We start from the raw sequence: 25,690 nt of genomic DNA, 5'->3' as shown, positions 1-25,690 counted from the left end.
GGTTCGCTTGGCAGGCCCTCCCATTCCCCGGGAGGGCCCGCGCAGGGATCACGCCGCGAACGCCTCCGCGTCCACCGCGTACAGCACCGCCGCCTTGGCCATCGCCGCCGCGCGCAGGCCGAGCGCCTCAGGCACGATCTGCTCGACATAGAAGCGCGCCGCCGCCTGCTTCATCTTGAGGAAGCCCGGCTCGCCATCGCTCGCCGCCGCCAGCCGGCCGCTCTTCTCCATCAGCCAGCCGCACACCGCCACCGACAGCATCGTCAGGAACGGGTAGCTCGCCGCCAGCCGGTCGTCGGCATCGCTGCCCAGCAGGTTGCGGCCGACCTCCTCGCAGGCGTCGATCAGCGAACGGAGCCCCGTATCCTCCGCCTCGGCGCGCATATCCGCCAGCAGGCCGAGCAGCGTCGCGCCATTGTCCATGCTCAGCTTGCGGCCGACCAGATCGGCGGCCTGGATGCCGTTGGTGCCTTCGTAGATCGGCGTGATCCGCGCGTCGCGGAAATGCTGGGCGGCGCCGGTCTCCTCGATATAGCCCATGCCGCCATGGACCTGGATGCCGAGGCTGGCGACTTCGTTGCCGAGATCGGTCGCATGCGCCTTGGCCAGCGGGGTGAGCAGCTCGACGCGCTTTTCCGCCTCCGCATCGCCCGCCCGGCCGCGATCGAGCTGGCCGAAGGCGTAATAGACCATCGCGCGGGCCGCCTGAGTCTGCGCCTTCATCCGCAGCAGCATGCGGCGGACATCGGGGTGCTCGATAATCGCCGTCGGCGCCCCGCCGCGATACCCCTGCACCCGCTCCCGCGCATAGGCGACCGCACGCTGGGTGGCGCGCTCGGCGACCTGCACGCCCTGCAGGCCGACGTTCAACCGGGCGTTGTTCATCATCGTGAACATCGCGCGGATGCCGCCCAGCTCGGGGCCGATCAGCTCGCCGATGCAATCGTCCTTGTCGCCGAAGCTCAGCACGCAGGTGGGCGAGGCGTGGAGGCCCATCTTGTGCTCGATCGAGACGACCTTGATGTCGTTGAACGCGCCCGGCGTGCCGTCGTCGTTCAGCCGGTATTTCGGCACCAGGAACAGCGACAGCCCCTTGGTCCCGGCCGGCGCGCCGGGCGTGCGGGCGAGCACCAGATGGATGATGTTGTCGGCCATGTCATGGTCGCCGAACGAGATGTAGATCTTGGTGCCTTTGATCTTCCACCGGCCGTCGCCGGTAGGCTCGGCCTTGGCCTTCACCGCGCCGACGTCCGAGCCCGCCTGCGGCTCGGTGAGGTTCATCGTGCCGGTCCATTCGCCGGTGGCGAGCCTGGGCAGATACTGTGCCTGCTGTTCGGGCGAGCCGTGGTGGTGCAGCGCCTCGACCGCGCCGACGGTGAGCACCGGGCACAGGCAGAAGCCCATGTTCGCGCTGCCCAGCGTCTCCAGCACGGCGATCGACAGGCTGACCGGCAGGCCCTGGCCGCCGAACTCGGCCGGCGAGCCGATCGTGCCCCAGCCGCCCTCGACATAGGCGCGATAGGCGGCGGCGAAGCCCTGGGGCATCGTCACGCCATTCTCGGTCCAGCGGGCGCCCTCGGTGTCGCCGAGCCGTTCGAGCGGGGCCCATTCGCCGGCGGCGAATTGGCCGGCGCCGTCGAGCACCGCTTCCACCAGATCGGAGGTGGCGTCTTCGCTGATCTCGGACAGGCGGACGATATGGTCGAGCACGAAACGCTGCTCGGCAGTGGCGGGGGTGAACATCAGGCCTCTCTCTTGTCCTCTTCTCGCTCCCGATATAGCGCCTTGCAGGTGAGCCCAGCAAATCCGCGCATCTTACCCTACGGCGAGGCCGCCCTTGGCGAAGCCGCCGCGCTGATTCGCAGCGGCGCCTGCGTCGCGGTGCCCACCGAAACCGTCTACGGGCTCGCCGCCGACGCGACCGATTCGGACGCCGTGGCCGGGATCTATGCGGCCAAGGGCCGGCCCTCGTTCAACCCGCTGATCGTGCATGTCGCCGACATGGACCAGGCCGAAACGATCGCGCGCTTGGATGCCGAGGCGCGGGCGCTGGCGGCGCGGTTCTGGCCGGGGCCGCTGACCATGGTGCTCCCGCTGGCGGAGGGCTCGCCGGTCGCCAGCCTGGTCACCGCCGGGCTGCCAACGGTGGCGCTGCGCATGCCGGATCACCGGGCGATGCAGGGGCTGATCCACGCAAGCGGGCGGCCGCTCGCCGCGCCTTCCGCCAATGCCAGCGGCGGCATCAGCCCGACCCGTGCCGCGCATGTCGCCGCCAGTCTGGCCGGGCGAATCCCGTTGGTGATCGACGACGGCGCGACCAGCGCGGGCCTCGAGTCGACGATCGTCGAGTCTGCCACGCATCGCATCCTGCGGCCGGGCCCGATCACCGCCGAGCAACTGCCCGGCTATGGCAGCGGCAGCACGCCGGGGGCGGTTACCGCGCCCGGGCAGCTTGCCAGCCATTATGCGCCGTCGAAGCCGGTGCGGCTGAACGCACTAACGGCAGCGGACGGCGAATGGCTGATCGGCTTTGGCGACGTGGAGGGCGACGACACGCTGTCCGCGACGGGGGACCTGCGCGAAGCCGCGGCGCGGTTGTTTGATGCGCTGCACCGCGCCGATGCGTCGGATCGTCCGGCGATCGCCATTGCGCCGGTGCCGCAGCATGGGCTGGGCGCGGCGATCCGTGATCGTCTGGCCCGCGCGGCGCACCCCCGGAACTGATTGCGGCGAAGAAACAACAGTCTGCGGTGACAATGCTGCAAACGCTAAATACTTGCCAGGTCTCAATATGGGTACGTTGGTGTATCCATTTTTCTTTACAGTTTCCGGCAAGTTCCTAGATTCGTTGTGCCGTACAGCTCGCGGATAAAAAGACGGGCGAGGCGGTGAGGGATGGACCTAGTGCGTTTCTGGAGCCGTCGCCCGAGCATCGAGCGTGCGCCCGTTCGTACTATTCCATCCTACGATGCGCGGAACCCGATTGGCGTATGGTGCTCCCCCGCACCGCGTTTCGCCTTTCGAAAGCCGCGGCGCGCCGTGTGACGCGCCGCGGTCTCGAACACCCCCGTGGGAGGGCGCGGCCTTAAGCGGCCGCGCCCTCTTTCGTCCGGTTGGCGAAGCTTTTGCGCAGCTTGCGGAGCTTGGGCGGGATCACCGCCAGACAATAGGGATTCCGCTGGCCTTCGCCCTGCCAATATTCCTGGTGATATTCCTCGGCCGGCCACCACTCGCCGAGCGGCTCGATCGCGGTGACGATCGGCTGCGGCCAATCCGGGCGGGCGCGGTCGATCGCGTCCAGCGCCTCGCGCTCCTGCTCGGCGGAATGCGGGAAGATCGCCGAGCGATACTGGGTGCCGACGTCATTGCCCTGGCGGTTGAGCTGGGTGGGGTCATGGGTTGCGAGGAAGATGTCGAGGATCTCGCCATAGCTCACCACATCGGTGTCGAAGCTGACGCGGATCGCCTCGGCATGGCCGGTGTCGCCGGTGCAGACTTCCTTGTAGGTCGGGTTCTCCTTGGTGCCGCCGATATAGCCGCTTTCGACGCCCTGTACGCCGATCACATCGTTGAACACCGCTTCCGTGCACCAGAAGCAACCGCCGGCGAGCGTCGCCGTTTCGATCGTCATGTCGAGGAACTCCTTGCTTGTGCGTCCAAGATAGGGTGGAGGGGCGGCGGAACAAAGGGGATCGAACGATGCGCGACGGTACGGTGCTGGTGACGGGTGGGGCGGGCTATATCGGCAGCCATGCGGTGCTGGCGCTGCTCGACGCAGGCTGGCGCGTCGTCGTGATCGACAATCTGGTGACGGGGTTCGACTGGGCGGTGGATCCGCGCGCCAAGCTGGTCGTCGCCAGCATCGACGACATCCCGGCGGTCCGCGCGGCGATCCGCGAGCATGGCGTGACCGCGGTGATGCACTTCGCCGGATCGGTGGTGGTGCCGGAATCGGTGACTGATCCGCTCAAATATTATCGCAACAACACCGCCGCCAGCCGCGCGCTGATCGAGGCCGTGGTGGCCGAGGGCGTGCGCCACTTCATCTTCTCCTCGACCGCGGCGACCTATGGCATCCCCGAGCAGGTGCCGATCCGCGAGGACAGCCCCAAGGTGCCGATCAATCCCTACGGCATGTCCAAGCTGATGACCGAGATCATGCTGAAGGACGTGGCGGCAGCGCATCCGCTCAACTATTGCGCGCTACGCTATTTCAACGTGGCGGGTGCCGATCCGCAGGGGCGCAGCGGCCAGTCGACCGCGGGTGCCACGCACCTGATCAAGGTGGCGGTGGAAGCGGCGACCGGCAAGCGGTCGCATGTCTCGGTGTTCGGCACCGACTTTGCGACGCCGGACGGCACGGGCGTGCGTGACTATATCCATGTCAGCGATCTCGCCGCCGCGCATGTCGACGCGCTCGACCTGCTGATCGCGCGGCCGGAGGAAAGTCATACCATGAACTGCGGCTATGGCCGCGGCTTCTCGGTGCTCGAGGTGCTCGACGCGGTCGATCGGGTGACCAACATGACGATCGAGCGCAAGCTGGAGGGCCGCCGCGCAGGCGATCCCGACGCGCTGGTGGCGGACAACAGCGCGATCCTCGCGGCGCTGCCGTGGCGGCCCAAGCATGCCGACCTGGGCGGCATCGTCCGGGATGCGCTCGCCTGGGAGCGCAAGCTGGCCGAAATGGGGCGATAGGCAGCCGCCGTAGCAGCTGATAAAATCCTCTCAGGCGCATCTAAAGGCGCCAGAGGGAGGCCGGCGGTGCTGATGGTCCTGTTCCTGCTGTCGATGGCAAGTGACGAGGCGCCCGCTGCCTCCGCCCTGCCCAAACCCAGCGTCGCGACACCGTCGCCGCAGCCCCGGTGCGAGAATGTCCGCGATCAGCTGGTCCGCGAAGGCGAGGCGCCTGCACCGACGCTGCGCTCGCTGGACAAGGAGCCGCTGGCCAATGCCTATCGGCCGGTGGTGCGGTTTGCCCAGTGCGACACGCCGGTGGTTGTCGCGCGACGAATCGGCCTGCGGCAGCGCTGATCGGTGGAATAGTCGTCCCTTCGTGCCAAGTTGGTACTTCGATTTGACTAGGTAACTTTCTTTCGTTGAAAGTTGTTGCGACGCAGTATTGCGCCCGGCTTAAATATTTATGTCATGTCTTCTGCCGCGGACTGTCATGCGCCCTCCATGGGGGTGACCCAAATTGAGAGTAGAGGCGCGGTCAGCCGGCGGAGACCGGCCGCGACAAGGTCGCGACCAACACCGCTTCCAGGAGGACCAATCATGAAGACTTTCATCGTGATGGCCGCAATGCTTGGCACGATCGCCACGGTTCCTGCCCAGGCCCAAGACCAGGACCATCGGCAGACCACCGTGCATGTCGCCTACAAGACCAGCGACCTGCTCGATGCCAAGGGCCGCGCCGCACTCCAGCGCCGGGTGGCGCTGGCGAGCAACCGCGTCTGCACTATGCCGCAGACCGGATCGCGGCTGGCGAGCCGCGACGAACTCAACTGCCGTCGCGCGGCGCTGGCGGATGCCCGCCAACAGGCCGAGCGTGCGATCCTCGCCGCCAATCAGGGGCGCATGCTCGCGAGCGATCATTAAGTGTGCGACCGCTCCCCGCGTTCGGTGCGGGGAGCGGCTTGCGCGTCGAGCGAGAGAAAAAACTTGAATGGTGGCAAAGTGGGTTTGGAGACGCGCGCGCTTAAAGGGCATGCACAGTCGCGTGCTCGCGGATATGAGGTAGATTTCTTCCGGTCCGACGTGCGTCGCGAGCCATTATGCAGCCGCTAGGCCATGGCTTAGCTTGACGATATCGGTCGCCTCATAATCGTGAACTGCATGCGCAATGCGGTAACGGTAATTTTTACTTCTCAATACTGGTGCATTGCCTGCGATCGTGAGGATCGATTGCGGGAGTGACTAATCGCGTCCGATAGAGGCCCGCGCTTGCGAAATGCCGGTGCGGTGCGGTCGCGATCCCTCTCACTATGGAGAATGAGCCATGAATCGTCTCGTCGTACTGGCCGCAATGCTTGGTGCAACCGCCACCGTTCCGGCGCAGGCCCAAACGCGCGAGGACAGGACTGTCCACATCACCTACCAGCCTTCCGAACTGCTGAGCGCCGAAGGCCGCGCCCGACTGCAGCGCCGGGTGGTGATGGCGAGCCAGCGCGTCTGCCGCATCGACTCGGGTCGCAGCTCGCTGCTGCTCAGTGCCGACGAACTGAACTGCCGCAAGGCCGCGCTCGCGGACGCTCGTCAGGCTGCCGATCGGGCCATCCTTGCCGCAAACCAGGGCGTGCTGGTGGCGAGCCGCGCGCGCTGATCGTTTCCGCTTCCGCTTCCCTCCGGCTCGGGAGGGGATGCGGGAAGAACTAGCGTTCCTAGAATGCAATGGGCCCGGGGGATCGCTCCCCCGGGCCCATTGCGTTTCCGAAGCGAGCGCGGTCAGACGTCCGCAGGCGCTTCCTTCTTGCCCTTCTTGGGCTTCTTGGGCGCGGCAGGCGTAATCTCGAACGCCAGTGCATTGTCCTTCAGCTTCACGTTCACCTCGCCGCCATGGACGAGCTTGCCGAACAGCAGCTCCTCGGCGAGCGGCTGCTTGATCTTCTCCTGCATCAGGCGGCCCATCGGGCGCGCGCCGTACAGCTTGTCATAGCCGCGCTTGGTGAGCCACGCCTTGGCTTCCTCGTCCAGATGGATGTGGACGCCGCGATCGGTGAGCTGCAGCTCGAGCTGGAGCACGAACTTGTCGACCACGCGGGCGACGACTTCCGGCGGCAGATAGCCGAACGGCACGATCGCATCGAGGCGGTTGCGGAATTCGGGGGTGAACAGGTTCTTCACCGCCTCTTCCTGCACGTCCTCGCGGCTCAGTTCGCCGAAGCCCACGCTTTCCTTCGCCATGTCCGACGCACCGGCATTGGTGGTCAGGATGAGGATGGTGTTGCGGAAATCGACGGTCTTGCCGTGGTGGTCGGTCAGCTTGCCGTTGTCCATCACCTGCAGCAGGATATTGAACAGGTCCGGATGCGCCTTCTCGATTTCGTCGAGCAGCAGCACCGAATGCGGGTTCTGATCGACCGCGTCGGTCAGCAGGCCGCCCTGGTCATAGCCGACATAGCCCGGAGGGGCACCGATCAGTCGGCTGACCGAGTGGCGTTCCATGTACTCGGACATGTCGAAGCGCTGGAGCGGGATGCCGAGCAGGTTGGCCAGCTGCTTCGCCACCTCGGTCTTGCCGACGCCCGTGGGCCCCGAGAACAGATAGTTGCCGATCGGCTTGTCCGGATCGCGCAGGCCCGCGCGGCTGAGCTTGATCGCCGAGGACAGGACCTCGATCGCCTTGTCCTGGCCGAACACGACGCGCTTCAGATCCTGCTCGATATTGGCGAGCACCTTGGTGTCGTCCGACGAGACGGTCTTGGGTGGGATGCGCGCCATGGTCGCGATGACCTGCTCGATCTCCTTGGGCGTGATCACCTTCTTGCGCTTGGACGGCGCCACCAGCATCTGCATCGCGCCGACTTCGTCGATCACGTCGATCGCCTTGTCCGGCAGCTTGCGGTCGTTGATGTAGCGCGCCGACAGCTCCACCGCCGACTTGATCGCGTCGGGGGTGTACTTCACCGAATGGTGCTGCTCGAACGCCGAGCGCAGGCCGGCCAGGATCTTCACCGTATCCTCGACCGACGGCTCGTTGACGTCGATCTTCTGGAAGCGGCGGAGCAGCGCGCGGTCCTTCTCGAAATGGTTGCGGAACTCCTTGTAGGTGGTCGAGCCGATGCAGCGGATCGAGCCGCCCGACAGTGCGGGTTTCAGCAGGTTCGACGCATCCATCGCGCCGCCGCTGGTCGCGCCCGCGCCGATCACGGTGTGGATCTCGTCAATGAACAGCACGGCGTGCGGCAGCTTCTCGAGCTCCGACACTACCTGCTTGAGCCGCTCCTCGAAGTCGCCGCGATAGCGGGTGCCGGCGAGCAGCGCGCCCATGTCGAGCGAGTAGATCACCGCGTCCTTGAGGACCTCGGGCACTTCGCCCTCGACGATCTTGCGGGCGAGGCCCTCGGCGATGGCGGTCTTGCCGACGCCGGGGTCGCCCACATAGAGCGGGTTGTTCTTGCTGCGCCGGCAGAGGATCTGGACGGTGCGGTCAACCTCCGCCGAACGGCCGATCAGCGGATCGACCTTGCCGATCTTCGCCTTCTCGTTGAGGTCGACGGTGAACTGCTTGAGCGCGCTCTCACCCTTGCCCGTCTTCGCCTCCTGCTTGTTCGACTTGTCTTCCTCGGCAGCGCCCTTGGGAGTGCTCGCCTCGGTGGGCGTGGTGCCGCCCTTGCCGACGCCGTGGCTGATGAAGCTGACGGCATCGAGCCGGCTCATGTCCTGCTGCTGCAGGAAATAGACCGCATAGCTCTCGCGCTCGCTGAACAGCGCGACCAGCACGTTGGCGCCGGTCACCTCGTCGCGGCCCGAGGACTGGACGTGCAGGATCGCGCGCTGGACGACGCGCTGGAAGCCGCTGGTGGGGGAGGGATCGGTGGCGTTGTCCACCTTCAGCGCTTCCAGCTCGGTATCGAGATAGTGCGCCACGGTCGTCTTCAGTTCGCCCAGGTCCACCCCGCACGCGCCCATTACCTTCGAGGCATGTTCGTCGTCGATCAGCGCGAGCAGGAGATGCTCGAGCGTCGCATATTCGTGCCGGCGCGAGGACGCAGCCTCGAGCGCCTTGTGGAGGGTGGCTTCGAGAGCGGAGGCGAAACTAGGCATTCGGATACAACTCCAGTCGGGCCGAAAGGGTGCTGAGCCCGTCTTCCCCTATGTCGGGAGTGGCAGGCCCCGCATCAAGCGCTGCGGCCCCGCACCGGAGGATCGTGGCGTATCGCCCGCGTTCCGGTGCCTTGACGCTCATCTCTTAAATAGAGCGTCAGCGCTTGCACGATGATGAACGGCGCGTTGAATCTTTTCGCGACACCGTCCGATCTCGGCTTCAAGTAGCTGGATTCGCGCCTTTAGTTCGGCCACCGAAAAGGGGTCGAGGTCCTGGCTTGCCAGCTGCGCCGCGAGATCGTCGGATCGACGCGGAAGATTTTCGTCGGCGTCCATGCGACGAAACGTTGACCCTGGGGAGGTCGATGTCAATAAGGCGCCGGAGTTCCCCTTAGTCCAAAAAGCGACGAACCGAATGATCGCAGCCGAAATGATGCTGGCCATCGATCCTGATGCGCCGGGCGGCCCCGAAGTCCTCGTACCGGTAGCGCGACCGATCCCCAAGCCGGGGGCGGGCGAGCTGCTGGTGCGAGTCGCGGCGGCGGGCGTGAACCGGCCGGAAGTGCTGCAGCGGCAGGGGAAATATCCGCCGCCGCCGGGTGCGCCCTCGATCCTCGGCATGGAGATCGCCGGCACGGTGGTCGCGCTGGGCGAAGGCACCGACGACTCGCTGCTCGGCAAACAGGTTTGCGCGCTGATCGCGGGCGGGGCTTATGCCGAATTTGCGGTGGCACCGGCCGGCCAGTGCCTGGAAGTGCCCGAGGGGCTGAGCCTCGTCGAGGCGGCGGCGCTGCCCGAGACGCTGTTCACCGTCTGGTCGAACCTGTTCGATCGCGGCTGGGCGCAGCCGGGCGAGAGCGTGCTGGTCCATGGCGGCACCAGCGGCATCGGCACGATGGCGATCCTGCTCGGCAAGCTGTTCGGGTTGACCGTCCTGGTCACCGCCGGATCGGATGCGAAATGCGCCGCGGCGCGCGATCTCGGCGCCGACCTTGCGGTCAACTACAAGACGCAGGACTTTGTCGAGGAAGTGAAGGCCTTCACCGGCGGCAAGGGCGTGCAGATCGTGATCGACATGGTCGGCGGCGACTATGTCGCGCGCAACCTTCAGTGCCTGGCCGAGGACGGCCGCCACATCTCGATCGCGGTACAGGGCGGGGCGACCGCCACCATCCCGGTGTGGGACGTGATGCGGCGCCGGCTGACGCTCACCGGATCGACGCTGCGGCCCCGCTCGGTGGAGTTCAAGTCGCTACTGGCGGACGAGCTGCGCCGGAACGTGTGGCCGCTCGTCGCCGAGGGCAAGCTGCGGCCGGTGATCGACCGCACCTACCCGCTGGCGCAGGCGCCCGAGGCGCACCGGCGGATGGAAGCGGGCGAGCATGTCGGCAAGATCGTGCTGACGATCGGCGACCAGTCCGCCTGATCAGGCCGCGCGGCGGCGCTGCGACAGCGCCTCGTGTGCCATCGGCAGCAGCAACTGCTCCTGATGCGCGACCCGGCGTTCGAACAGGCGCAGCAGCCGCTGGGTTGCCCGATGATGCCCCTGCGGGTCCGCCAGCACGGCGCGGAGCGGCCAGGCGGCGAAATGATCGAGCGTGCGCTGCCGCCATTCGAGGTCCTGCTCGGTGGTGCGGCGCGCCATCCCCAGATGCGCGCAATCCTCGCTTTCGCGGAGCACGGAGAGCAGCAGCCGGTCCTTGGTCGCGGTGTGGATGCGCATCGCCTCGATCAGCCGGGTGCGGGCCGCGTCGAGCGCGGCGGGTGCCGGTCGGGCATCGAGTTGCAGCAGGGCCGTGGCGGCGTCGGTGAGGTCTTGGGTGCAAGCGAACAGGGTAGTGAATGGCATCAGGGTCCTTCCTGAGGTCATTCTAGCGGCGTTTCAAACCGCTGGGTGCCGTTGTGTAGATGAAATGATTTTCACGAGGGCCGGATAGGCGGTCTGTTCGGCATAGACCACCCGAGCTTCCATCCAGCGTAGGATATTGCGCACCTCCTCGCGGTAGCCGGCGGGGTCGTCGACAATCCGCGCGAGCGTCCAGCGTTGGTAGTGGACCAGCCCCAGTTGTCGCCCCTCGAGGTCGCGCTCGACGCAGCAGCGGGCGATGGCGGCGAGCGCAGGATCGCCGCTCTGCCGCAGCGGCCGCAGCAGCACGCGCTCCTGCTCGGCGAAGAAGTCGTTGTGCGCCAGTGCCACCTTCTTGCGCAGATCGGCGAGGTGCTGCTGATCGATCGGGGGTGTGCCGGCGCGCAGGATCTGTTCGGTCATGCCCAGAATGTCGCGGGTGATTTCCCGCAGCGATTGCACCGGCATTCGACTCTTCCTCCCCCACCGCATTGTAGAGCCGGTTGCCGAGCAAGGCAGCCGGCACGGCGAATTGTTGTGCCATGGCACAGCCGATGCGCAACTGTGACAATCGCATGAAATCCCAACGATTCGATTTGTAACAATGCCGCGCCATAGGCGAGTCTCTGCACAGGGTAGCTGCACGGGAACTTGGCAATGGCCACGATCACCAGGCTTTCGTTCGATGTCGCGGGTCTCGCGGACTTTCACGCGGCGACCCCCACGATTCCGGAACGTCCGATCGACGCGCGTCGCAAATATCGCGCGATCTGGATTTCCGATGTCCATCTCGGCACGCGCGGATGCAATGCCGAAATGCTGATCGACTTCCTCGACCATGTCGACAGCGACATCATGTATCTGGTGGGCGACATCATCGACGGCTGGGCGATGAAGAAGCGCTTTTATTGGCCTGCGACGCACAACGACATCGTCTGGCGCGTGCTCAAGCGGGCGAAGCGCGGCACCGAGATCGTCTATATTCCCGGCAACCATGACGAGATGTTCCGCCAGTTCACCGGGCTCGATTTCGGCGGCGTGAAGATCAAGCGCCAGGCGATCCACACCACCGCCGACGGCCGCCGCCTGCTGGTGCTCCACGGCGACGAGTTCGACGCGATCACCATGTCGCACCGCTGGCTCGCGCATCTGGGCGACGCCGCGTACGAGATGATGATGACGCTCAACCGCTGGCTCAACACGGTGCGGCGCTGGATGGGGCTGCCCTATTGGTCGCTCTCGAAATACGCCAAGCAGAAGGTGAAGAACGCGGTGTCCTTCATCTCCAAGTTCGAGGAAATCGTCGCGCGCGAAGCCGGCGCCCGCGGCGTCGATGGGGTGATCGCCGGGCATATCCACAAGGCGGAGATCCGGCCGATCGACGGCGTCGCCTATTATAACGATGGCGATTGGGTAGAGGGTTGCACTGCGCTGGTGGAGCATTACGACGGGTCCATGGAAATCCTCCACTGGGCCGACGAGATGGCAGCGCGCGAGTCGCAGCCGGAGTCCGAGGTCAGACTGGCGGCGGCGTGACGGCAGCGGCGGGGGACGAGGCCGTGCGTATCGCAATCGTGACCGATGCCTGGGAGCCCCAGGTCAACGGCGTCGTCCGCACGCTCCAATCGGTGCGGCGGGTGCTGGAGAGCCAGGGCCATCAGGTGATGGTGGTCTCGCCCGACAAATTCTATTCGCTGCCGTGCCCCACCTATCCCGAAATCCGGCTGGCGATCACCAGCGTGGCGGCGGTCGGCGCGATGCTCGAGGAGTTCGCCCCCAACGCGATTCATCTCGCCACCGAGGGGCCGCTGTGCGTCGCCGCGCGGCGCTGGTGCCTGCGCAACAAGCGGCCGTTCACCACCGCCTATCACACCCAGTTCCCCGACTATGTCTCGGCCCGCTCGGGCGTGCCGGCCGAGTGGATCTGGCGCTATATCCGCTGGTTCCACACGCCGAGCTCCACGATTCTCGCCTCGACCGCGTCGATCCGCCAGTCGCTGGTCGATCACGGCCTCACCCAGGTGCGCCACTGGGGCCGCGGCGTCGATCTCGCCAACTTTCATCCGGGCCTTGCCCCGCATCCGCGCATGGCGGGGCTGGCGGGGCCGGTGATGCTCTATGTCGGCCGGGTGGCGGTGGAGAAGAATCTCGAGGCGTTTCTCAGCGTCGATCGGCCGGGCACCAAGGTGGTGGTGGGCGACGGCCCCGCGCGCGCGATGCTGGAGGCGAAATATCCGAACGTGCTGTTCCTCGGCGCCCAGTTCGGTGCCGATCTCGCCAGCGCCTATGCCGCGGCGGACGTGTTCGTCTTCCCGAGCCGCACCGATACCTTCGGGCTGGTGATGATCGAGGCGCTGGCCTGCGGCACGCCGGTCGCCGCCTATCCGGTGACCGGGCCGGTCGACGTGCTCACGCCCGAGACGGGGGTGATGGACGAGGACCTCGGCACCGCGATCGACAAGGCGCTGGCGCTCGATCGCGCTGCCTGCGCCGCCTATGGTCGCAGCTTCACCTGGGAGGCGAGCGCGCGCCAGTTCCTCAACGCCCTGGTGCCGATCCACCGCGAGAAGGTCGCCGCCTGAATCGCGGAAACGCTTGCTCCGGCGGGCAAGCTCCCCTACATCAAGACCATGTGTGGCCGCCCGTGATGGGCGGCCCTTATTGTTTCAAGTTCCGGAGATCCACCGTGGCCCAGCCGCTGATGCCGCACGCGACCGCTTCCTGGCTGGTCGACAACACGTCGCTGTCGTTCGAGCAGATCGCCGAGTTCTGCGGTCTCCACATCCTCGAAGTGCAGGCGATCGCCGACGATACCGCCGCGACCAAGCTCACCGGCCGCGATCCGGTGCGCGCGCACGAACTGACGATGGACGAGATCGAGAAGGGGCAGGCGAACCCCAATTACGTCCTCAAGATGCAGAAGGGCCCCGAGCAGGTCCGCCGCACCAAGGGCCCGCGCTACACGCCGGTCTCCAAGCGCCAGGACAAGCCGGACGGCATCGCCTGGATCCTGCGCAACCATCCGGAAGTGTCGGACGGCGCGATCGGCAAGCTGATCGGTACCACCCGCACCACCATCGCCGCGATCCGCGACCGCACCCACTGGAACATCGGCAACATCGTCCCGAAGGACCCGGTGACGCTCGGCCTGTGCTCGCAGCGCGAGCTGGACGCGCTGGTGGCAAAGGCCGCCAAGGCCGCCGGCATCGAGGCGCCGACCGATACCCGCCTCGAGGGCGACCGCGAGGCGCTGATCGAGCAGCTCCGCGCCGAGCGCTATGCCGCGAGCCATGTGCCCGAGGCGCAGGAAGCCGGGCCGATCGAGCATACGGCGGAGAGCCTGTTCAAGCATTGAGATCGCCTTCCCGGGCGTGAATGAGCGGGCCTCGGCGCATTCTGCGCCGGGGCCCGTTCTGCTTGTTGGGGCAGCTTTGCGGGGGCGATCGGGTGCGGTATCAAGCGCTTGGGTGATGGACCTTCATCACCCTCACCCTTCCGGCGCTCCGCGCCTCCCTCCCTCTCCCGCCTGCGGGAGAGGGATTCAATGGCTCCTCTCCCGCCTGCGGGAGAGGGAGGGGACCCGCCGCCGGAGGCGGTGGGGAGGGTGAGGGTGAGTCGTGTCAAAGAGCCCCGACAGGAGGAGGATCGCCATGTGTGACGAGCATACCGCAGCCGAAAACGATCGCGTGCTGGGCGGCCTGACCCGCCGCGGCTTCACCGCCGCCGCAGCCGCGACCGGAATCATGGCCATCCTGCCCAGTCCCGCCAATGCTGCGGCGGTGCAGGGGCGCGACGTCACCATCAAGACCGCCGACGGCACCGCCGATGCCTATTTCGTCGCGCCTACCAGCGGCCGGCACCCCGCGGTGCTGGTCTGGCCCGACATCATGGGGCTCCGTCCCGCCTTCCGGCAGATGGCCGATCGGCTGGCGCAATCGGGCTATGCGGTCCTGACCGTCAACCAGTTCTACCGCTCGACCAAGGCACCGTTCCTCAAGCCCGGCCAGTCGTTCGACCAGCCCGAGGTGCGCGCGATGATCATGCCGTGGCGCGAACCGCTCACCCCGGCGGCGATCACCGCCGACGCGAAGACCTTCGCCGCCTTCCTCGACGCGCAGCCGGAGGTCGACACCAAGCGCGGCATGGGCAGCACCGGTTATTGCATGGGCGGACCGTTTGTCGTGCGCACCGCCGCCGCGCTATCCGGCCGGGTGAAGGCCGGGGGCAGCTTCCACGGCGCGCCGCTGGTGACCGAGGCGGCCGACAGTCCGCACAAGCTCGCGCCGCAGCTGCAGGGACGCTACCTGTTTGCCATCGCCGAGAATGACGACGCGCGCGCTCCCGGCGACAAGGACGCACTGCGTACGGCCTTCGCCGCGGCAAAAGTCCCGGCGGAGATCGAGGTCTATGCCGGCACGATGCACGGCTGGTGCCCGCCGGACAGCCGCGTCTACAACGCCGCGCAGGCCGATCGTGCCTGGGACCGCCTGCTCGCGACCTTCGCCAGCCTCTGACCGGTTGACCTGCTGGCGGTTTCGTGTTCCCTTCTTGTTCCCGGCCGATCGAGTCGGGAGCAACAGGGGTACGGGGCCATGACGGACCAGCTGATTCTCTACACCAACCCGCAGTCGCGCGGCCGGATCGCGCGCTGGATGCTCGAGGAAGTGGGCGCGACTTATGGCGTCGAGGTGCTCGATTATGCCTCGACGATGAAAGGTGAGGCGTATCGCGCGATCAACCCGATGGGCAAGGTGCCGGCCATCGTCCATGACGGCAAGGTCGTCACCGAATGCGCTGCGATCTGCGCTTATCTGGCGGAGGCGTTTCCCGAGGCGGGTCTGGCGCCGCTGCCCGAGGAGCGGGCCGACTATTATCGCTGGCTGTTCTACGCGGCGGGCCCGGTGGAGCAGGCGGCGACCAACCACGCTGCAGCCTTCGTCGCGGCTGAGGAAAAGAGCCGGATGTTCGGCTATGGTACTTACGATCTCGTCGTCGAGGTGCTGGACGGGCTGCTGTCGTCGCGGTCCTATGTGACCGGCGCGCGTTTCACCGCGGCCGACGTGTATCTCGGTTCGCAGATCGGCTGGCTGACCATGTTCGGGATGCTTCCCAAGCGCGATTCGTTCCTCGCCTATGTCGAGCGCGTGCAGAGCCGCGAGGCGTACAAGCGCGCCTGGGCGCTCGACGACGCGCTGGTCGCCGCCGCGCAGAAGGCCGCCGAACCGGCTTGATCCCTGCGCCCCGCTCGCCGATGGTTGCGCGGTGCGCGGGAAAGTGAGGATCAGACGTCGAGCGATGTCAAAATCGAACGTCATTCCCGCGGAGGCGGGAATCCATTGGCCAGTGCGCTTGGGGAAAGAACTGCGGTACCAGCGCCAATGGATCCCCGCCTCCGCGGGAATGACGGTTGGGTGGCCTGGGAGCCGCTCGGCATGACCAGCGCCGTTGCAGAACATGGCCCGGACGAGCCGCACGCTTCGGCCCCGTCACAAAGCTGGATCGCCACCGCGGGGCGCTATCCACCTCGGCTGATCGACGCGGCGCTGGCGCTGCACGACAACCAGCTGCACGTCGCCGAGCCGCTGCTGCGCGCGCATCTGAAGGACGATCCGTTCGACGTCGCCGCGATCCGGATGTTCGCCGAGCTTGCCGGGCGGATCGGCCGGTACCGCGATGCCGAGGCGCTGCTCCGCCGCGCGGTGGAGCTCGCCCCCGGCTTCACGCCGGCGCGCGCCAACCTTGCGCTGGTGCTCTACCGGCTTAATCGCCCGGTCGAGGCGCTGGCCGAGCTCGATCGCGTGCTGGCTGACGAGCCGGACAATCCCACCCATACCAATCTTCAGGCGGCGGCGAATGCGCGACTCGGCGACTTCGACGCGGCGATCGGCCTCTACCAGCGCGTGCTGGAACAGGCGCCCAACCAGCCGCGTGTGTGGATGAGCTATGGCCATATGCTCAAGACGGTCGGCCGCCAGGCCGACGCGGTCGCGGCTTATCGCCAGTCGATCGCGCTGATGCCGGCGCTCGGCGAGGCATGGTGGAGCCTCGCCAACCTCAAGACGGTGCGCTTCGACGACGCCGATCTCGCGGCGATGGCGGCGGCGCTTGCCGGCACCGATCTTGCCGAGGAGGATCGTTTCCACCTCGATTTTGCGCTCGGCAAGGCGCTGGAGGAGCGGGGGCAGGCGGCGCCGGCCTTCGCGCATTATGCCGCCGGCAATGCGCTGCGCCGCCGGTCGCTCCGCTACGCTGCCGAGGACACGACCCGGCTGGTCGATGCGCATATCGCCCATCTCACGCCCGGGCTGCTGGCGGCGCGTACCGGGCAGGGCTGCACCGCACCCGACCCGATCTTCATCCTCGGCATGCCACGCGCGGGGTCGACGCTGGTCGAGCAGATCCTGTCGAGCCACAGCCAGGTCGAAGGCACCGCCGAGCTGGCCGACCTGCCGGTGCTGGCGCGCGAGATCGCCGGCTATCCCGCGGGGCTTGCCGAGCTCGGTGGCGCGCCGCTGCGCGCGCTGGGCGAGGCCTATCTGCGCCGCACGCGCATCCAGCGCCGCACCGACCGCCCGTTCTTCATCGACAAGCTGCCCAACAACTGGGCGCATGTGCCGCTGATCCTGCTGGCGCTGCCCAATGCGCGGATCATCGACGCGCGCCGCCATCCGCTCGGCTGCTGCTTCTCCAACTTCAAGCAGCATTTCGCCCGCGGCCAAGGCTTCAGCTATGCGCTGGACGACATGGGCCGCTATTATTGTGACTATGTGCGGCTGATGGCGCATGTCGATGCAGTGGCGCCCGGGCGGGTGCACCGCGTGTTCTACGAAGCGATGGTGGACGATACCGAAGCGCAAGTCCGCGCGCTGCTCGCGGCCTGCGGGCTGGAATTCGAGCCCGCCTGCCTGTCCTTCTACAAGACCGCGCGTGCGGTGCGTACCGCGAGTTCGGAACAGGTGCGACGCCCCATTTTCCGCGAGGGCGTGGAAGGCTGGAAGCCGTTCGAGCCTTGGCTCGATCCGCTCAAGGCGGCGCTGGGCGAGGTGTTGACGGCCTATCCGGCGGTGCCGTTCTCTGCATCTTGACGCCGCGCAATACCCGACAAATGTGTCACCGCACGGTTGCGGCTTTGTTGCTGAATCGTCACACTTGTTGAACAATCCTGACCATTCAACAGCAGCTCACGTCTCCCCCGCTTGACCGTGACAGCGTTGCGCAAGACGCTGCGGCGCAACAATCGGGGGATTTCCATGCCGCTCAACCGGTGCGTCGTTCGTTCGCTGCTGCTCGCGTCCACCATGCTCGCCGCCACGCCTGCGCTGGCCCAGCAACAAGCCGACGCTCCGCCGCCGACGGATTCGAACGAGATCGTCGTCACCGCGCAGAAGCGCAGCGAAAGCATCCAGAACGTCCCGATCAGCATCCAGGCGCTCGGCACGCAGCGGCTCGACGAGCTGAACGTCAGCAACTTCAAGGACTATGTCCAGCAGCTGCCGTCGGTCTCGTTCCAAGCGCTGGGCGGCACGCCGGGCACCAACGTTGTCTATATGCGTGGCGTCGCGTCGGGCGGTGACGGCAACCATTCGGGCGCGCTGCCGTCGGTGGGCGTCTATCTCGACGAGCAGCCGGTTACCACGATCGGCGGCAACCTCGACGTGCATGTCTACGACATTGCGCGCATCGAGAGCCTGGCGGGTCCGCAGGGCACGCTCTACGGCGCCTCGTCGGAGGCAGGCACGATCCGCATCATCACCAACCAGCCCGACCACAAGGGCACCTATGGCCGCGTCGACGCAGAGGTGAACACGGTCAACAAGGGCGGCGTGGGCGGCAAGCTGGAAGGCATGCTGAACCTGCCGATCAACGAAATGGCGGCGCTGCGCCTCGTCGGCTTCTACCAGCGCGACGCCGGCTATATCGACAATGTGGCCGGCTGCCGCAGCTTCCTGCCCGAGCCGACGCCCGCGTCGTGCACCGCCACCAAGGGCGGCGTGGTGGTCGACAACAAGGCGTTCGTGAAGAACAATTACAACGATACCGAGATCTGGGGCGGCCGCGCCGCTCTGAAGGTTGATCTCGACGACAACTGGACGGTTACGCCGAACGCCATCTACCAGGAAACGCGCAGCCACGGTGCCTATGGCTATGATCCCAAGGTCGGCGATCTCCAGGTCCAGCACTTCTTCCCCGAATATCGGCGCGACCGCTTCATCCAGGCGGCGCTGACCATCGAGGGCCGGGTGGGCAACTGGGACCTCACCTATGCCGGCGCCTATCTCGACCGGCGCGACACCCAGTCGAGCGACTATACCGATTATGCCGAGGCGTATGACTCGCTCTATTCCTCGGTGGGCGGTCTCGCCGGCTATTTCTACTTCTCGGACAATGCCGGCAAGGCGATCGATCCGCGCCAGCGCATCATCGGCACCGATCATTTCAAGAAGACCAGCCAGGAACTGCGCGTCGCCTCGCCCTCCAGCGAGCGGCTGCGGGTGGTCGCCGGCCTGTTCTATCAGCGCCAGTCGAACGACATCCACCAGGACTATCGCGTCACCGGGCTGGCCGACAATCTCTCGGTCAACGGCCATCCGGGGACGCTTTGGCTTACCCAGCAGCATCGCGTCGACCGTGACTATGCGGCGTTCGGCGAAGTCAGCTATGACCTCACCAACACGCTGACCGCCACCGCCGGGGGCCGCGGCTATATCTACGACAACACGCTGATCGGCTTCTTCGGCTTTGGTCGGAACCCGGGTAACGGCTTTACCGACAAACCATATAACGGTGCTGGCAGCTCGCGCACCGGCGTGGCGCAGTGCTTCACCAGCGACGGGCTGCGGCTCCGCGACGCGATCGCGGCAGGGGCCGGGACCACCCTGCTCCCGGCCGCCGTGGCCGGCGGACCCTGCACCAACCTCGCCACCTATGCCCGCGGCGGCGGGTTGCTGCCGGTGCGGGCGCAGGGGCAGGGGGCGACCTATCGCTTCAATCTCAGCTGGAAGCCGACCAAGGGCGTGCTGATCTACGGCACGGTCTCGCGCGGCTTCCGCCCGGGCGGCATCAACCGGCGCGTCGATGTGCAACCCTATCAGGCCGATTTCCTGACCAACTACGAACTCGGCGCCAAGACGACGTTGCTCGGCGGCGCGCTGAAGCTGAACGCGGCGGTGTACCAGCAGGATTGGGACAAGTTCCAGTTCGCCTTCCTCGGCGCGAACAGCTTTACCGAGATCCACAACGGTCCCAACGCGCGCATCCGGGGCGTGGAGGCCGATGCGGCGTTCACCAGCGGCGGCCTGTCGCTGACCGCGGCTGGCAGCTACACCGATGCCAAGACCACCAAGAACCTCTGCCTGTTCGACGACCCGACCTATACCTGCAAGGATACCGGCAATGGCAACCTGGTCTCGGCGCCCAGCGGAACGCGGCTGCCGATCACGCCCCAGGTCAAGCTGAGCGGGACGGCGCGCTACACCGTGCCGGTGGGGGCGGCGAAGGCCTATGGCCAGGCGACGGTGTCGCACCAGAGCTCGGCCGCCTCGGACATCCGCACGGCGATTTACCAGACCGGTACCGGCGCGATCGTCAGCCCGGCGCAATTGTTCGGGCGGCTGGAGGCGTTCACCACGGTGGGCCTGGCGGCGGGCGCCGAGTTCGAGCGGTTCAACCTCGAGCTGTTCGTCACCAACCTTGCCGACGAGCGCGGCCAGCTCTCGCGCTTCCAGGAGTGCGGATCGTGCGGCCGGAGCTATATCGTGCCGATCACGCCGCGTACGATCGGCATCCGGGCGGGGGCCAAATTCTAGGTCCGGGCGGCGCGGCCGGGCGCTGCTGGAAGGCGGCGGCCTGGGCAGTGCTTGCGCTGCTCGGGCTGATCGGCCTCGCGGCGCTGGTCGGCTATCGAGAGGCGTTGCGCGATCCCGTGGCGCGCCGTTTGGACGTGGCGGTGAGGGGCTGGCCGGACGGTGCGCCCCCGCTCCGGCTGGCGCTCTTGTCCGACATCCATTTCGGCGCGCGCAGCATGGACGATGCCCGGCTGCGCCGGATCGTGGCGCAGGTCAACGCGGCGCATCCGGATATCGTGCTGCTCGCCGGCGACATGGTGATCGGCCACGACGCGACCGGCGCCGATGCCCGCGCGGCGGGACTGACGGCGCCGCTGGCCGAGCTGCGTGCGCCGGGGGGCGTGATCGCGGTGCTCGGCAATCACGACCATTGGACCGCCCCCGCCGCGATCCGGACGGCGCTGGCGCGGGCGGGTGTCCTGGTCCTGGAGAACGGGGCGGTCCGGCGCGGGCCGATCGCGCTGCTCGGGGTCGACGACAGCTATTCCGGCCATGACGATGTAAGGGCGACGCTGGCGGCGTGGCGGCGGATCGGCGGTTTGCCGGTGGTGCTGACCCATGCACCCGATCTCACTGCCAGGCTTCCGCACGGCCTGCCGCTGCTGCTCGCAGGGCATACGCATTGCGGGCAGGTCGTGTTGCCCGGTTGGGGGCCGCTGCTGCTGCACTCGCCGCACGAACAATGGCGCCTGCTGTACGATCCGCGCCTGCGCTGCGGCGTGGTGCGAGATGCCGGACGGACGATCGTGGTGACCGCCGGCGTGGGCAGCGGGACGATGCCGCTGCGGTTGGGCGCGCCGCCGGACTGGTGGCTGATCACCTTGCGGCAAGGCCGGCGCTGACGCACCGGCCCCGCGCGGTTCAGGCGTCGATCGTGTAGTTGAGGAAGTCCGGGATCGGGCCGTTCCAGCCATCGTCCGGACCATCGTCCTGATCACGGCGGCGGCGGCGATCGTCGCGCGCCGGCCGCTCGTCGCGGACCGGGCGGCTGCGCTGCTCCTCGCGCGGGGCGGGGGCCGGAGCGGCTTCCTCGCGGGCCGGCGCGGCGCGGCGCGACTTGGGCTTGGCCGGCGTCTCGGCGGCGACGTCCTCGCGGCGCGGTTCGGGCTTCTTGGCTTCGCGCTTGCCGCCCCGGGTGCGCTTGGGCGCAGGTGCATCCTCGGCGTCGTCGGTCGCCACCGGGCTGGGCACGCGCTCGATCTTGTGGCCGGTCAGCTTCTCGATCTCGGCGATGTTCTCGGCGTCCTCCGGGGTCACCAGCGTATAGGCGGTGCCGGTGGCGCCGCCGCGGCCGGTGCGGCCGATGCGGTGGACATAATCGTCCGGGTGCCAGGGTGCGTCGAAGTTGAAGACGTGGCTCACGCCCTTCACGTCGATGCCACGTGCCGCAACGTCCGAGGCGACGAGGATGTTGACGTCGCCATTCTTGAACCGGTCGAGCTCGGCAATGCGGGCGGACTGGTCCATGTCGCCATGGATCTCGGCCGAGCGGAAGCCGTGCTTCTTCAGGCTCTTGTTGAGGTCGCGCACGGTCGTCTTGCGGTTGCAGAAGATGATCGCCGTCGAGACTTCATCCTGCTGCAGCAGGCGGCGCAGCACGTCGCGCTTCACATGCGCGGTGGCCGACACCTGGACGATGCGCTGGGTGATGTTGGTGTTGGTGCTGGCGGGGCGCGCCACTTCGATCGTCTTCGGATCGGTGAGGAAGCGATCGGCCAGCTTCTTGATCGGCGGCGGCATCGTCGCCGAGAACAGCAGCGTCTGGCGCACCTTGGGCAGCTTGGTGCAGATTTCCTCGATATCGGGGATGAACCCCATGTCGAGCATCCGGTCCGCCTCGTCGATCACCAGCAGGCTGCAGCCGGTGAGCAGGATCTTGCCGCGGCCATAGAGGTCCATCAGCCGGCCCGGGGTGGCGATGAGGACGTCGACGCCCTTTTCCAGCGCCTTGACCTGGTCGCCCATCTGCACGCCGCCGATCAGCAGCGCCATCGAGAGCTTGTGGTTGACGCCGTATTTCTCGAAATTCTCGGCGACCTGCGCGGCCAGTTCGCGCGTCGGCTCGAGGATCAGCGAGCGCGGCATCAGCGCGCGGGTGCGCCCTTCGCCGAGCACGTCGATCATCGGGAGCACGAAGGCGGCGGTCTTGCCGGTGCCCGTTTGGGCGATGCCGATCAGGTCCTTGCCCATCAGCACCGACGGGATCGCCTGGCGCTGGATCGGAGTCGGCTCGGTATAGCCGGCGTCGGTCACCGCGCGGAGAAGGTCGTCAGAAAGGCCGAGGTCGGCAAAGCTCATGCAAATGTCCGGAAATAGGGCGCGTCGCTATGCACCTTTACAGAAGGCATGGCGCTTGCGGATTCAACCGCAAAAGTCAAGCTTCAGCGTGCCCGAACGAGGTTCTTGAACGCCTGGACGGGGCAAGTTCGCCCCGATCGGGAGCGAAGCGCGTCGCGGCCGGCGCAGAATTTGCTGTCGCGGGTCGGTTTCAGATAGGCGCCGGAGTAGAAGCCGAGCGCCGGGCATTCCGCCCCCAGCTTGGCGCGCAGCAGCGATCCGTCCTCCAGGATGAGGTCCACGCTGTCGGCGGCGTTGACGGTGAAGCCCTGGATGCGATCCATGTCGACGCAGCTCTTGGTCTTGCGCTCGACGAGCCGGGCAGGCGCCTCGCGGACGACGATGGTCGTCGTCGTCACGGTCATGCGCGGCACATGGATGGTCACGTGCTGCTGGAACGGCGGGGACTGGCCGAGTTCGACGGGCGCGACCGGGTTCGCCGCGGGGGCGGCAAGCAACAGCGCAAGGCCGGCGGCGGCAGTCGGCAGATTCGGCATTATGGGCTCGGATCGTAGGAACATCGGCTTGAACGGTGGATGAACTGCCGCACGCCATGCTATCGCGCAACGGTCATGACACCCGAGCAGCTTCGCATCGCGACCTTCGCCGCCGAGCGTTTCGGCCCCAAGGCCGTTACCACCGATCCGCAGGACATCGAACCCTGGCTGACCGACTGGCGTCGCCGGTATCACGGCGCGGCGCCCGCGATCCTGTCGCCGGGCTCGACCGAAGAGGTCAGCGCGCTGCTCGCGCTGGCCAATGAGCTCGGCGTGCCGCTGGTGCCGCAGGGCGGCAATACCGGCATGGTCGGCGGCGCTGTGCCACCGGCGGACGGGTCGGCGCTGCTGCTGTCCACCCGCCGTATGAACCGCATCCGGCGGATGGACGCCGACGCCAATCTGGCCGTTGCCGAGGCAGGAGTGATCCTCGCCAATTTCCGCGACGCGGCGGAGACCGCCGGGCGCCGCTTCCCACTCGATCTCGGCGCGCGGGGCAGCGCGACGATCGGCGGCCTGGTCTCGACCAATGCCGGCGGGGTGCAGGTGCTCCGCTTCGGCACGATGCGCGCGCTGGTCGCGGGCGTCGAGGCGGTGCTGCCCGACGGATCGGTGCACGACGGCCTGTCGGCGCTGAAGAAGGACAACCGCGGCTATGACCTCAACCAGCTGCTGATCGGCGCGGAAGGCACGCTCGGCATCGTCACCGCCGCGACGCTGCGGCTGGCGCCGGCAGCAGCCGCGCGGGCGGTCGCCTGGGTGGGGCTGGCCAGCCCGGCCCAGGCGCTCACCCTGCTCCGCCGGCTGCAGGCGGCGACCGACATGGTCGAAAGCTTCGAAATCATGCCCGACGATACCGTCGCCTTGGTGCTCGAGCATGTACCGGGAACGCGGGTGCCGCTGGCAGGCGTGCATCGCTGGCATGTGCTGATCGAGGCGGTGACCAGCGACGCGACCGCCGAGGCGCCGGCGACGGTGCTGGAGCAAATGCTCGCCCAGGCGTTCGAGGCGGGGCTCGCCGAGGATGCGGTGATCGCCGCCAGCGAGGCGCAGGCCGAGGGCTTCTGGCGCATCCGCCACTCGATTTCCGAGGCCGAGCGCGCGGCGGGGCCGGCCGTGCAGCACGACATCTCGGTGCCGGTGGAGGATATGCCGCGCTTCATGGTGGAAGGCGGCGCCGAGGCCGAGGCGCGCTTTCCCGGCACGCATTCGATCGCCTATGGCCATCTCGGCGACGGCAACGTCCATTTCCACGTCCGCGCGCCCAAGGGCGCCGATCGCGACCGCTGGTATGCCGAACAGGCGCCGCAGATCACCCGGCTGGTCCACGACATGGTGGTGGCGGCAGGCGGCTCGATCTCGGCCGAGCATGGCATCGGCCAGATGAAGCGCGACGAACTCGCCCGGTTGTCGCCGCCGGCACGCATGGCGGCGCTGCGCGCGATCAAGTCTGCGCTCGATCCAAATTTGATTCTCAATCCCGGAAAGCTGGTCGCGCTTGCGCCCGCAAGCATCAGCAAATAGACCGCGGGCGCGTTGAAACGCGTTTCAACGGAAAAAGTTCTCAGGAGATCCTCATGGCCAGCGCGCCGCAGCAGTCGCTTCCCTTGTTTTACAATCAGCTCGAGCCTCTTTCGAGCCAGGTCCATGCCGATTTCCGTACGCGCTCGACCGATCGCGCCCCGTTCCTCGCCAAGCAGCACGCCGTGCCGGTCACCGTCGAGGAATTCCCGCTGGTCCAGCGTTTCATGCCGATCGTCTTCTCGGTGGGCGAGGATCCCGTGCCGCTCGCGCTGATGGGCCTGAACGAAGGCGTGAACACCTTCTTCGACGAAGAAGGCAAGCTGGTCGACACGAACTTCTACGTCCCGGCCTATATCCGCCGCTATCCGTTCCTGCTCGCGCGCCTCCGTCCCGAGAGCGACGAGCTGTCGCTGTGCTTCGATCCGACCTCGGACGTGGTCGGCAAGTTCGAGGAAGGCGAAGCGCTGTTCGACGGCACCGAGCCGAGCGAGGTCACCAAGAACATCCTGCAGTTCAACGAGCAGTTCGAGGCCGCTGGCGCCCGCACCGGCCAGTTCATGCGGGAACTGAAGGACATGAACCTGCTGATCGACGGCGAAGTCTCGATCCAGCCGGACGGCGCCGAGCAGCCCTTCATCTATCGCGGCTTCATGATGGTCGACGAGAACAAGCTGAACGAGATGCGCGGCGATCAGCTGCGCAAGATCGTGCAGAACGGCATGCTGCCGCTCATCTACGCCCACCTCTTCTCGCTGGCGCAGATGCGCGAGCTGTTCGCCCGCCAGATGCGCGCGGGCTGGCAGCCCGAGGTGCAGCTGGTCGGGTGAGTCAAGGCTGAAGTCTACGTAAGCCCCTCCCCTTCAGGGGAGGGG

24 protein-coding genes are annotated in these 25,690 nt (G+C 67.1%); 16 read left to right on the top strand and 8 right to left on the bottom strand.

The window, feature by feature from the left end; all coding sequences use genetic code 11:
- Positions 1 to 48: 48 nt before the first annotated feature.
- Positions 49 to 1,743 carry an acyl-CoA dehydrogenase family protein gene (locus tag SAZ01S_RS15910; RefSeq protein WP_084583260.1) on the bottom strand — a complete coding sequence of 565 codons (1,695 nt, stop codon included), beginning with the start codon at positions 1,741 to 1,743 and terminating at the stop codon, positions 49 to 51.
- 48 nt (positions 1,744 to 1,791) lie between these two features.
- On the opposite strand from SAZ01S_RS15910, the gene SAZ01S_RS15905 reads away from it, so the two are divergent.
- Complete coding sequence (locus tag SAZ01S_RS15905; protein WP_245824936.1) at positions 1,792 to 2,724, top strand: L-threonylcarbamoyladenylate synthase; 933 nt, start codon at positions 1,792 to 1,794, stop codon at positions 2,722 to 2,724.
- 361 nt (positions 2,725 to 3,085) lie between these two features.
- Here the strand turns inward: SAZ01S_RS15905 and msrA are convergent, their stop codons facing one another.
- Positions 3,086 to 3,631, bottom strand: coding sequence for a peptide-methionine (S)-S-oxide reductase MsrA (gene msrA, locus SAZ01S_RS15900; protein ID WP_084583258.1), 546 nt, complete (start codon positions 3,629 to 3,631; stop codon positions 3,086 to 3,088).
- 68 nt (positions 3,632 to 3,699) lie between these two features.
- Here msrA and galE point away from each other — a divergent pair, with 68 nt between their 5' ends.
- The 4 genes from galE (at position 3,700) to SAZ01S_RS15880 (ending at position 6,325) form a co-directional block, all read left to right on the top strand.
- A complete protein-coding gene (gene galE, locus SAZ01S_RS15895) occupies positions 3,700 to 4,698 on the top strand; it encodes a UDP-glucose 4-epimerase GalE (RefSeq protein WP_084583257.1) in 999 nt (332 codons plus the stop codon).
- Positions 4,699 to 4,764: 66 nt separating this feature from the next.
- A complete protein-coding gene (locus tag SAZ01S_RS15890; protein ID WP_084583256.1) occupies positions 4,765 to 5,034 on the top strand; it encodes a hypothetical protein in 270 nt (89 codons plus the stop codon).
- 243 nt (positions 5,035 to 5,277) lie between these two features.
- A complete protein-coding gene (locus tag SAZ01S_RS15885) occupies positions 5,278 to 5,601 on the top strand; it encodes a UrcA family protein (protein ID WP_167693192.1) in 324 nt (107 codons plus the stop codon).
- A gap of 400 nt (positions 5,602 to 6,001) precedes the next feature.
- Complete coding sequence (locus SAZ01S_RS15880) at positions 6,002 to 6,325, top strand: UrcA family protein (RefSeq protein ID WP_084583254.1); 324 nt, start codon at positions 6,002 to 6,004, stop codon at positions 6,323 to 6,325.
- Between the two features lie 122 nt (positions 6,326 to 6,447).
- On the opposite strand, the gene clpA is transcribed toward SAZ01S_RS15880, so the two are convergent.
- Positions 6,448 to 8,769, bottom strand: coding sequence for an ATP-dependent Clp protease ATP-binding subunit ClpA (gene clpA / locus SAZ01S_RS15875; RefSeq protein WP_084583253.1), 2,322 nt, complete (start codon positions 8,767 to 8,769; stop codon positions 6,448 to 6,450).
- A gap of 138 nt (positions 8,770 to 8,907) precedes the next feature.
- Positions 8,908 to 9,105, bottom strand: a complete 198-nt coding sequence (locus SAZ01S_RS15870; RefSeq protein ID WP_084583252.1) for a DUF1192 domain-containing protein — start codon at positions 9,103 to 9,105, stop codon at positions 8,908 to 8,910.
- A gap of 79 nt (positions 9,106 to 9,184) precedes the next feature.
- Here SAZ01S_RS15870 and SAZ01S_RS15865 point away from each other — a divergent pair, with 79 nt between their 5' ends.
- Positions 9,185 to 10,195, top strand: a complete 1,011-nt coding sequence (locus tag SAZ01S_RS15865; protein WP_174596131.1) for an NAD(P)H-quinone oxidoreductase — start codon at positions 9,185 to 9,187, stop codon at positions 10,193 to 10,195.
- Here the strand turns inward: SAZ01S_RS15865 and SAZ01S_RS15860 are convergent, their stop codons facing one another.
- Together SAZ01S_RS15860 and SAZ01S_RS15855 are read right to left on the bottom strand one after the other, a co-directional pair.
- Complete coding sequence (locus SAZ01S_RS15860) at positions 10,196 to 10,618, bottom strand: hypothetical protein (RefSeq protein ID WP_084583251.1); 423 nt, start codon at positions 10,616 to 10,618, stop codon at positions 10,196 to 10,198.
- A gap of 33 nt (positions 10,619 to 10,651) precedes the next feature.
- Positions 10,652 to 11,083 carry a hypothetical protein gene (locus SAZ01S_RS15855; protein ID WP_084583250.1) on the bottom strand — a complete coding sequence of 144 codons (432 nt, stop codon included), beginning with the start codon at positions 11,081 to 11,083 and terminating at the stop codon, positions 10,652 to 10,654.
- A gap of 189 nt (positions 11,084 to 11,272) precedes the next feature.
- On the opposite strand from SAZ01S_RS15855, the gene SAZ01S_RS15850 reads away from it, so the two are divergent.
- From SAZ01S_RS15850 to SAZ01S_RS15815, 8 genes are all read left to right on the top strand, one after another.
- Positions 11,273 to 12,151: a UDP-2,3-diacylglucosamine diphosphatase gene (locus SAZ01S_RS15850; protein WP_084583249.1), complete on the top strand. Its 879-nt coding sequence runs from the start codon at positions 11,273 to 11,275 to the stop codon at positions 12,149 to 12,151.
- A 23-nt stretch (positions 12,152 to 12,174) separates the two neighbouring features.
- Entirely contained in the window at positions 12,175 to 13,197 is a 1,023-nt protein-coding gene (locus tag SAZ01S_RS15845; protein ID WP_084583303.1) for a glycosyltransferase family 4 protein, read from the top strand.
- A gap of 119 nt (positions 13,198 to 13,316) precedes the next feature.
- Positions 13,317 to 13,970, top strand: coding sequence for a DUF1013 domain-containing protein (locus tag SAZ01S_RS15840; RefSeq protein ID WP_174596133.1), 654 nt, complete (start codon positions 13,317 to 13,319; stop codon positions 13,968 to 13,970).
- 295 nt (positions 13,971 to 14,265) lie between these two features.
- The gene (locus SAZ01S_RS15835) at positions 14,266 to 15,129 is read left to right on the top strand and encodes a dienelactone hydrolase family protein (protein ID WP_084583247.1); all 864 of its coding nucleotides are present in this window, start codon (positions 14,266 to 14,268) and stop codon (positions 15,127 to 15,129) included.
- A gap of 78 nt (positions 15,130 to 15,207) precedes the next feature.
- Positions 15,208 to 15,846: a glutathione S-transferase family protein gene (locus SAZ01S_RS15830; protein WP_084583246.1), complete on the top strand. Its 639-nt coding sequence runs from the start codon at positions 15,208 to 15,210 to the stop codon at positions 15,844 to 15,846.
- Positions 15,847 to 16,047: 201 nt separating this feature from the next.
- On the top strand, positions 16,048 to 17,700 hold the full coding sequence (locus tag SAZ01S_RS15825) for a tetratricopeptide repeat-containing sulfotransferase family protein (protein WP_245824934.1): 1,653 nt from the start codon (positions 16,048 to 16,050) through the stop codon (positions 17,698 to 17,700).
- Positions 17,701 to 17,865: 165 nt separating this feature from the next.
- Positions 17,866 to 20,421: a TonB-dependent receptor gene (locus SAZ01S_RS15820; protein WP_084583301.1), complete on the top strand. Its 2,556-nt coding sequence runs from the start codon at positions 17,866 to 17,868 to the stop codon at positions 20,419 to 20,421.
- A 47-nt stretch (positions 20,422 to 20,468) separates the two neighbouring features.
- The gene (locus SAZ01S_RS15815; RefSeq protein ID WP_174596130.1) at positions 20,469 to 21,302 is read left to right on the top strand and encodes a metallophosphoesterase; all 834 of its coding nucleotides are present in this window, start codon (positions 20,469 to 20,471) and stop codon (positions 21,300 to 21,302) included.
- 19 nt (positions 21,303 to 21,321) lie between these two features.
- Here the strand turns inward: SAZ01S_RS15815 and SAZ01S_RS15810 are convergent, their stop codons facing one another.
- Together SAZ01S_RS15810 and SAZ01S_RS15805 are read right to left on the bottom strand one after the other, a co-directional pair.
- Entirely contained in the window at positions 21,322 to 22,758 is a 1,437-nt protein-coding gene (locus SAZ01S_RS15810; protein WP_084583245.1) for a DEAD/DEAH box helicase, read from the bottom strand.
- A gap of 83 nt (positions 22,759 to 22,841) precedes the next feature.
- Entirely contained in the window at positions 22,842 to 23,294 is a 453-nt protein-coding gene (locus SAZ01S_RS15805) for a hypothetical protein (RefSeq protein ID WP_084583244.1), read from the bottom strand.
- Positions 23,295 to 23,369: 75 nt separating this feature from the next.
- Here SAZ01S_RS15805 and SAZ01S_RS15800 point away from each other — a divergent pair, with 75 nt between their 5' ends.
- Both SAZ01S_RS15800 and SAZ01S_RS15795 read left to right on the top strand, forming a co-directional pair.
- Positions 23,370 to 24,818, top strand: a complete 1,449-nt coding sequence (locus tag SAZ01S_RS15800) for an FAD-binding oxidoreductase (RefSeq protein ID WP_084583299.1) — start codon at positions 23,370 to 23,372, stop codon at positions 24,816 to 24,818.
- A gap of 53 nt (positions 24,819 to 24,871) precedes the next feature.
- On the top strand, positions 24,872 to 25,645 hold the full coding sequence (locus SAZ01S_RS15795; RefSeq protein ID WP_084583243.1) for a SapC family protein: 774 nt from the start codon (positions 24,872 to 24,874) through the stop codon (positions 25,643 to 25,645).
- Positions 25,646 to 25,690 lie beyond the last annotated feature (45 nt).

It is taken from the genome of Sphingomonas azotifigens NBRC 15497, assembly GCF_002091475.1.
In the GTDB taxonomy this organism is placed as follows: Bacteria; Pseudomonadota; Alphaproteobacteria; order Sphingomonadales; family Sphingomonadaceae; genus Sphingomonas; species Sphingomonas azotifigens.
This window is presented reverse-complemented; position numbering and strand designations above follow the sequence as displayed.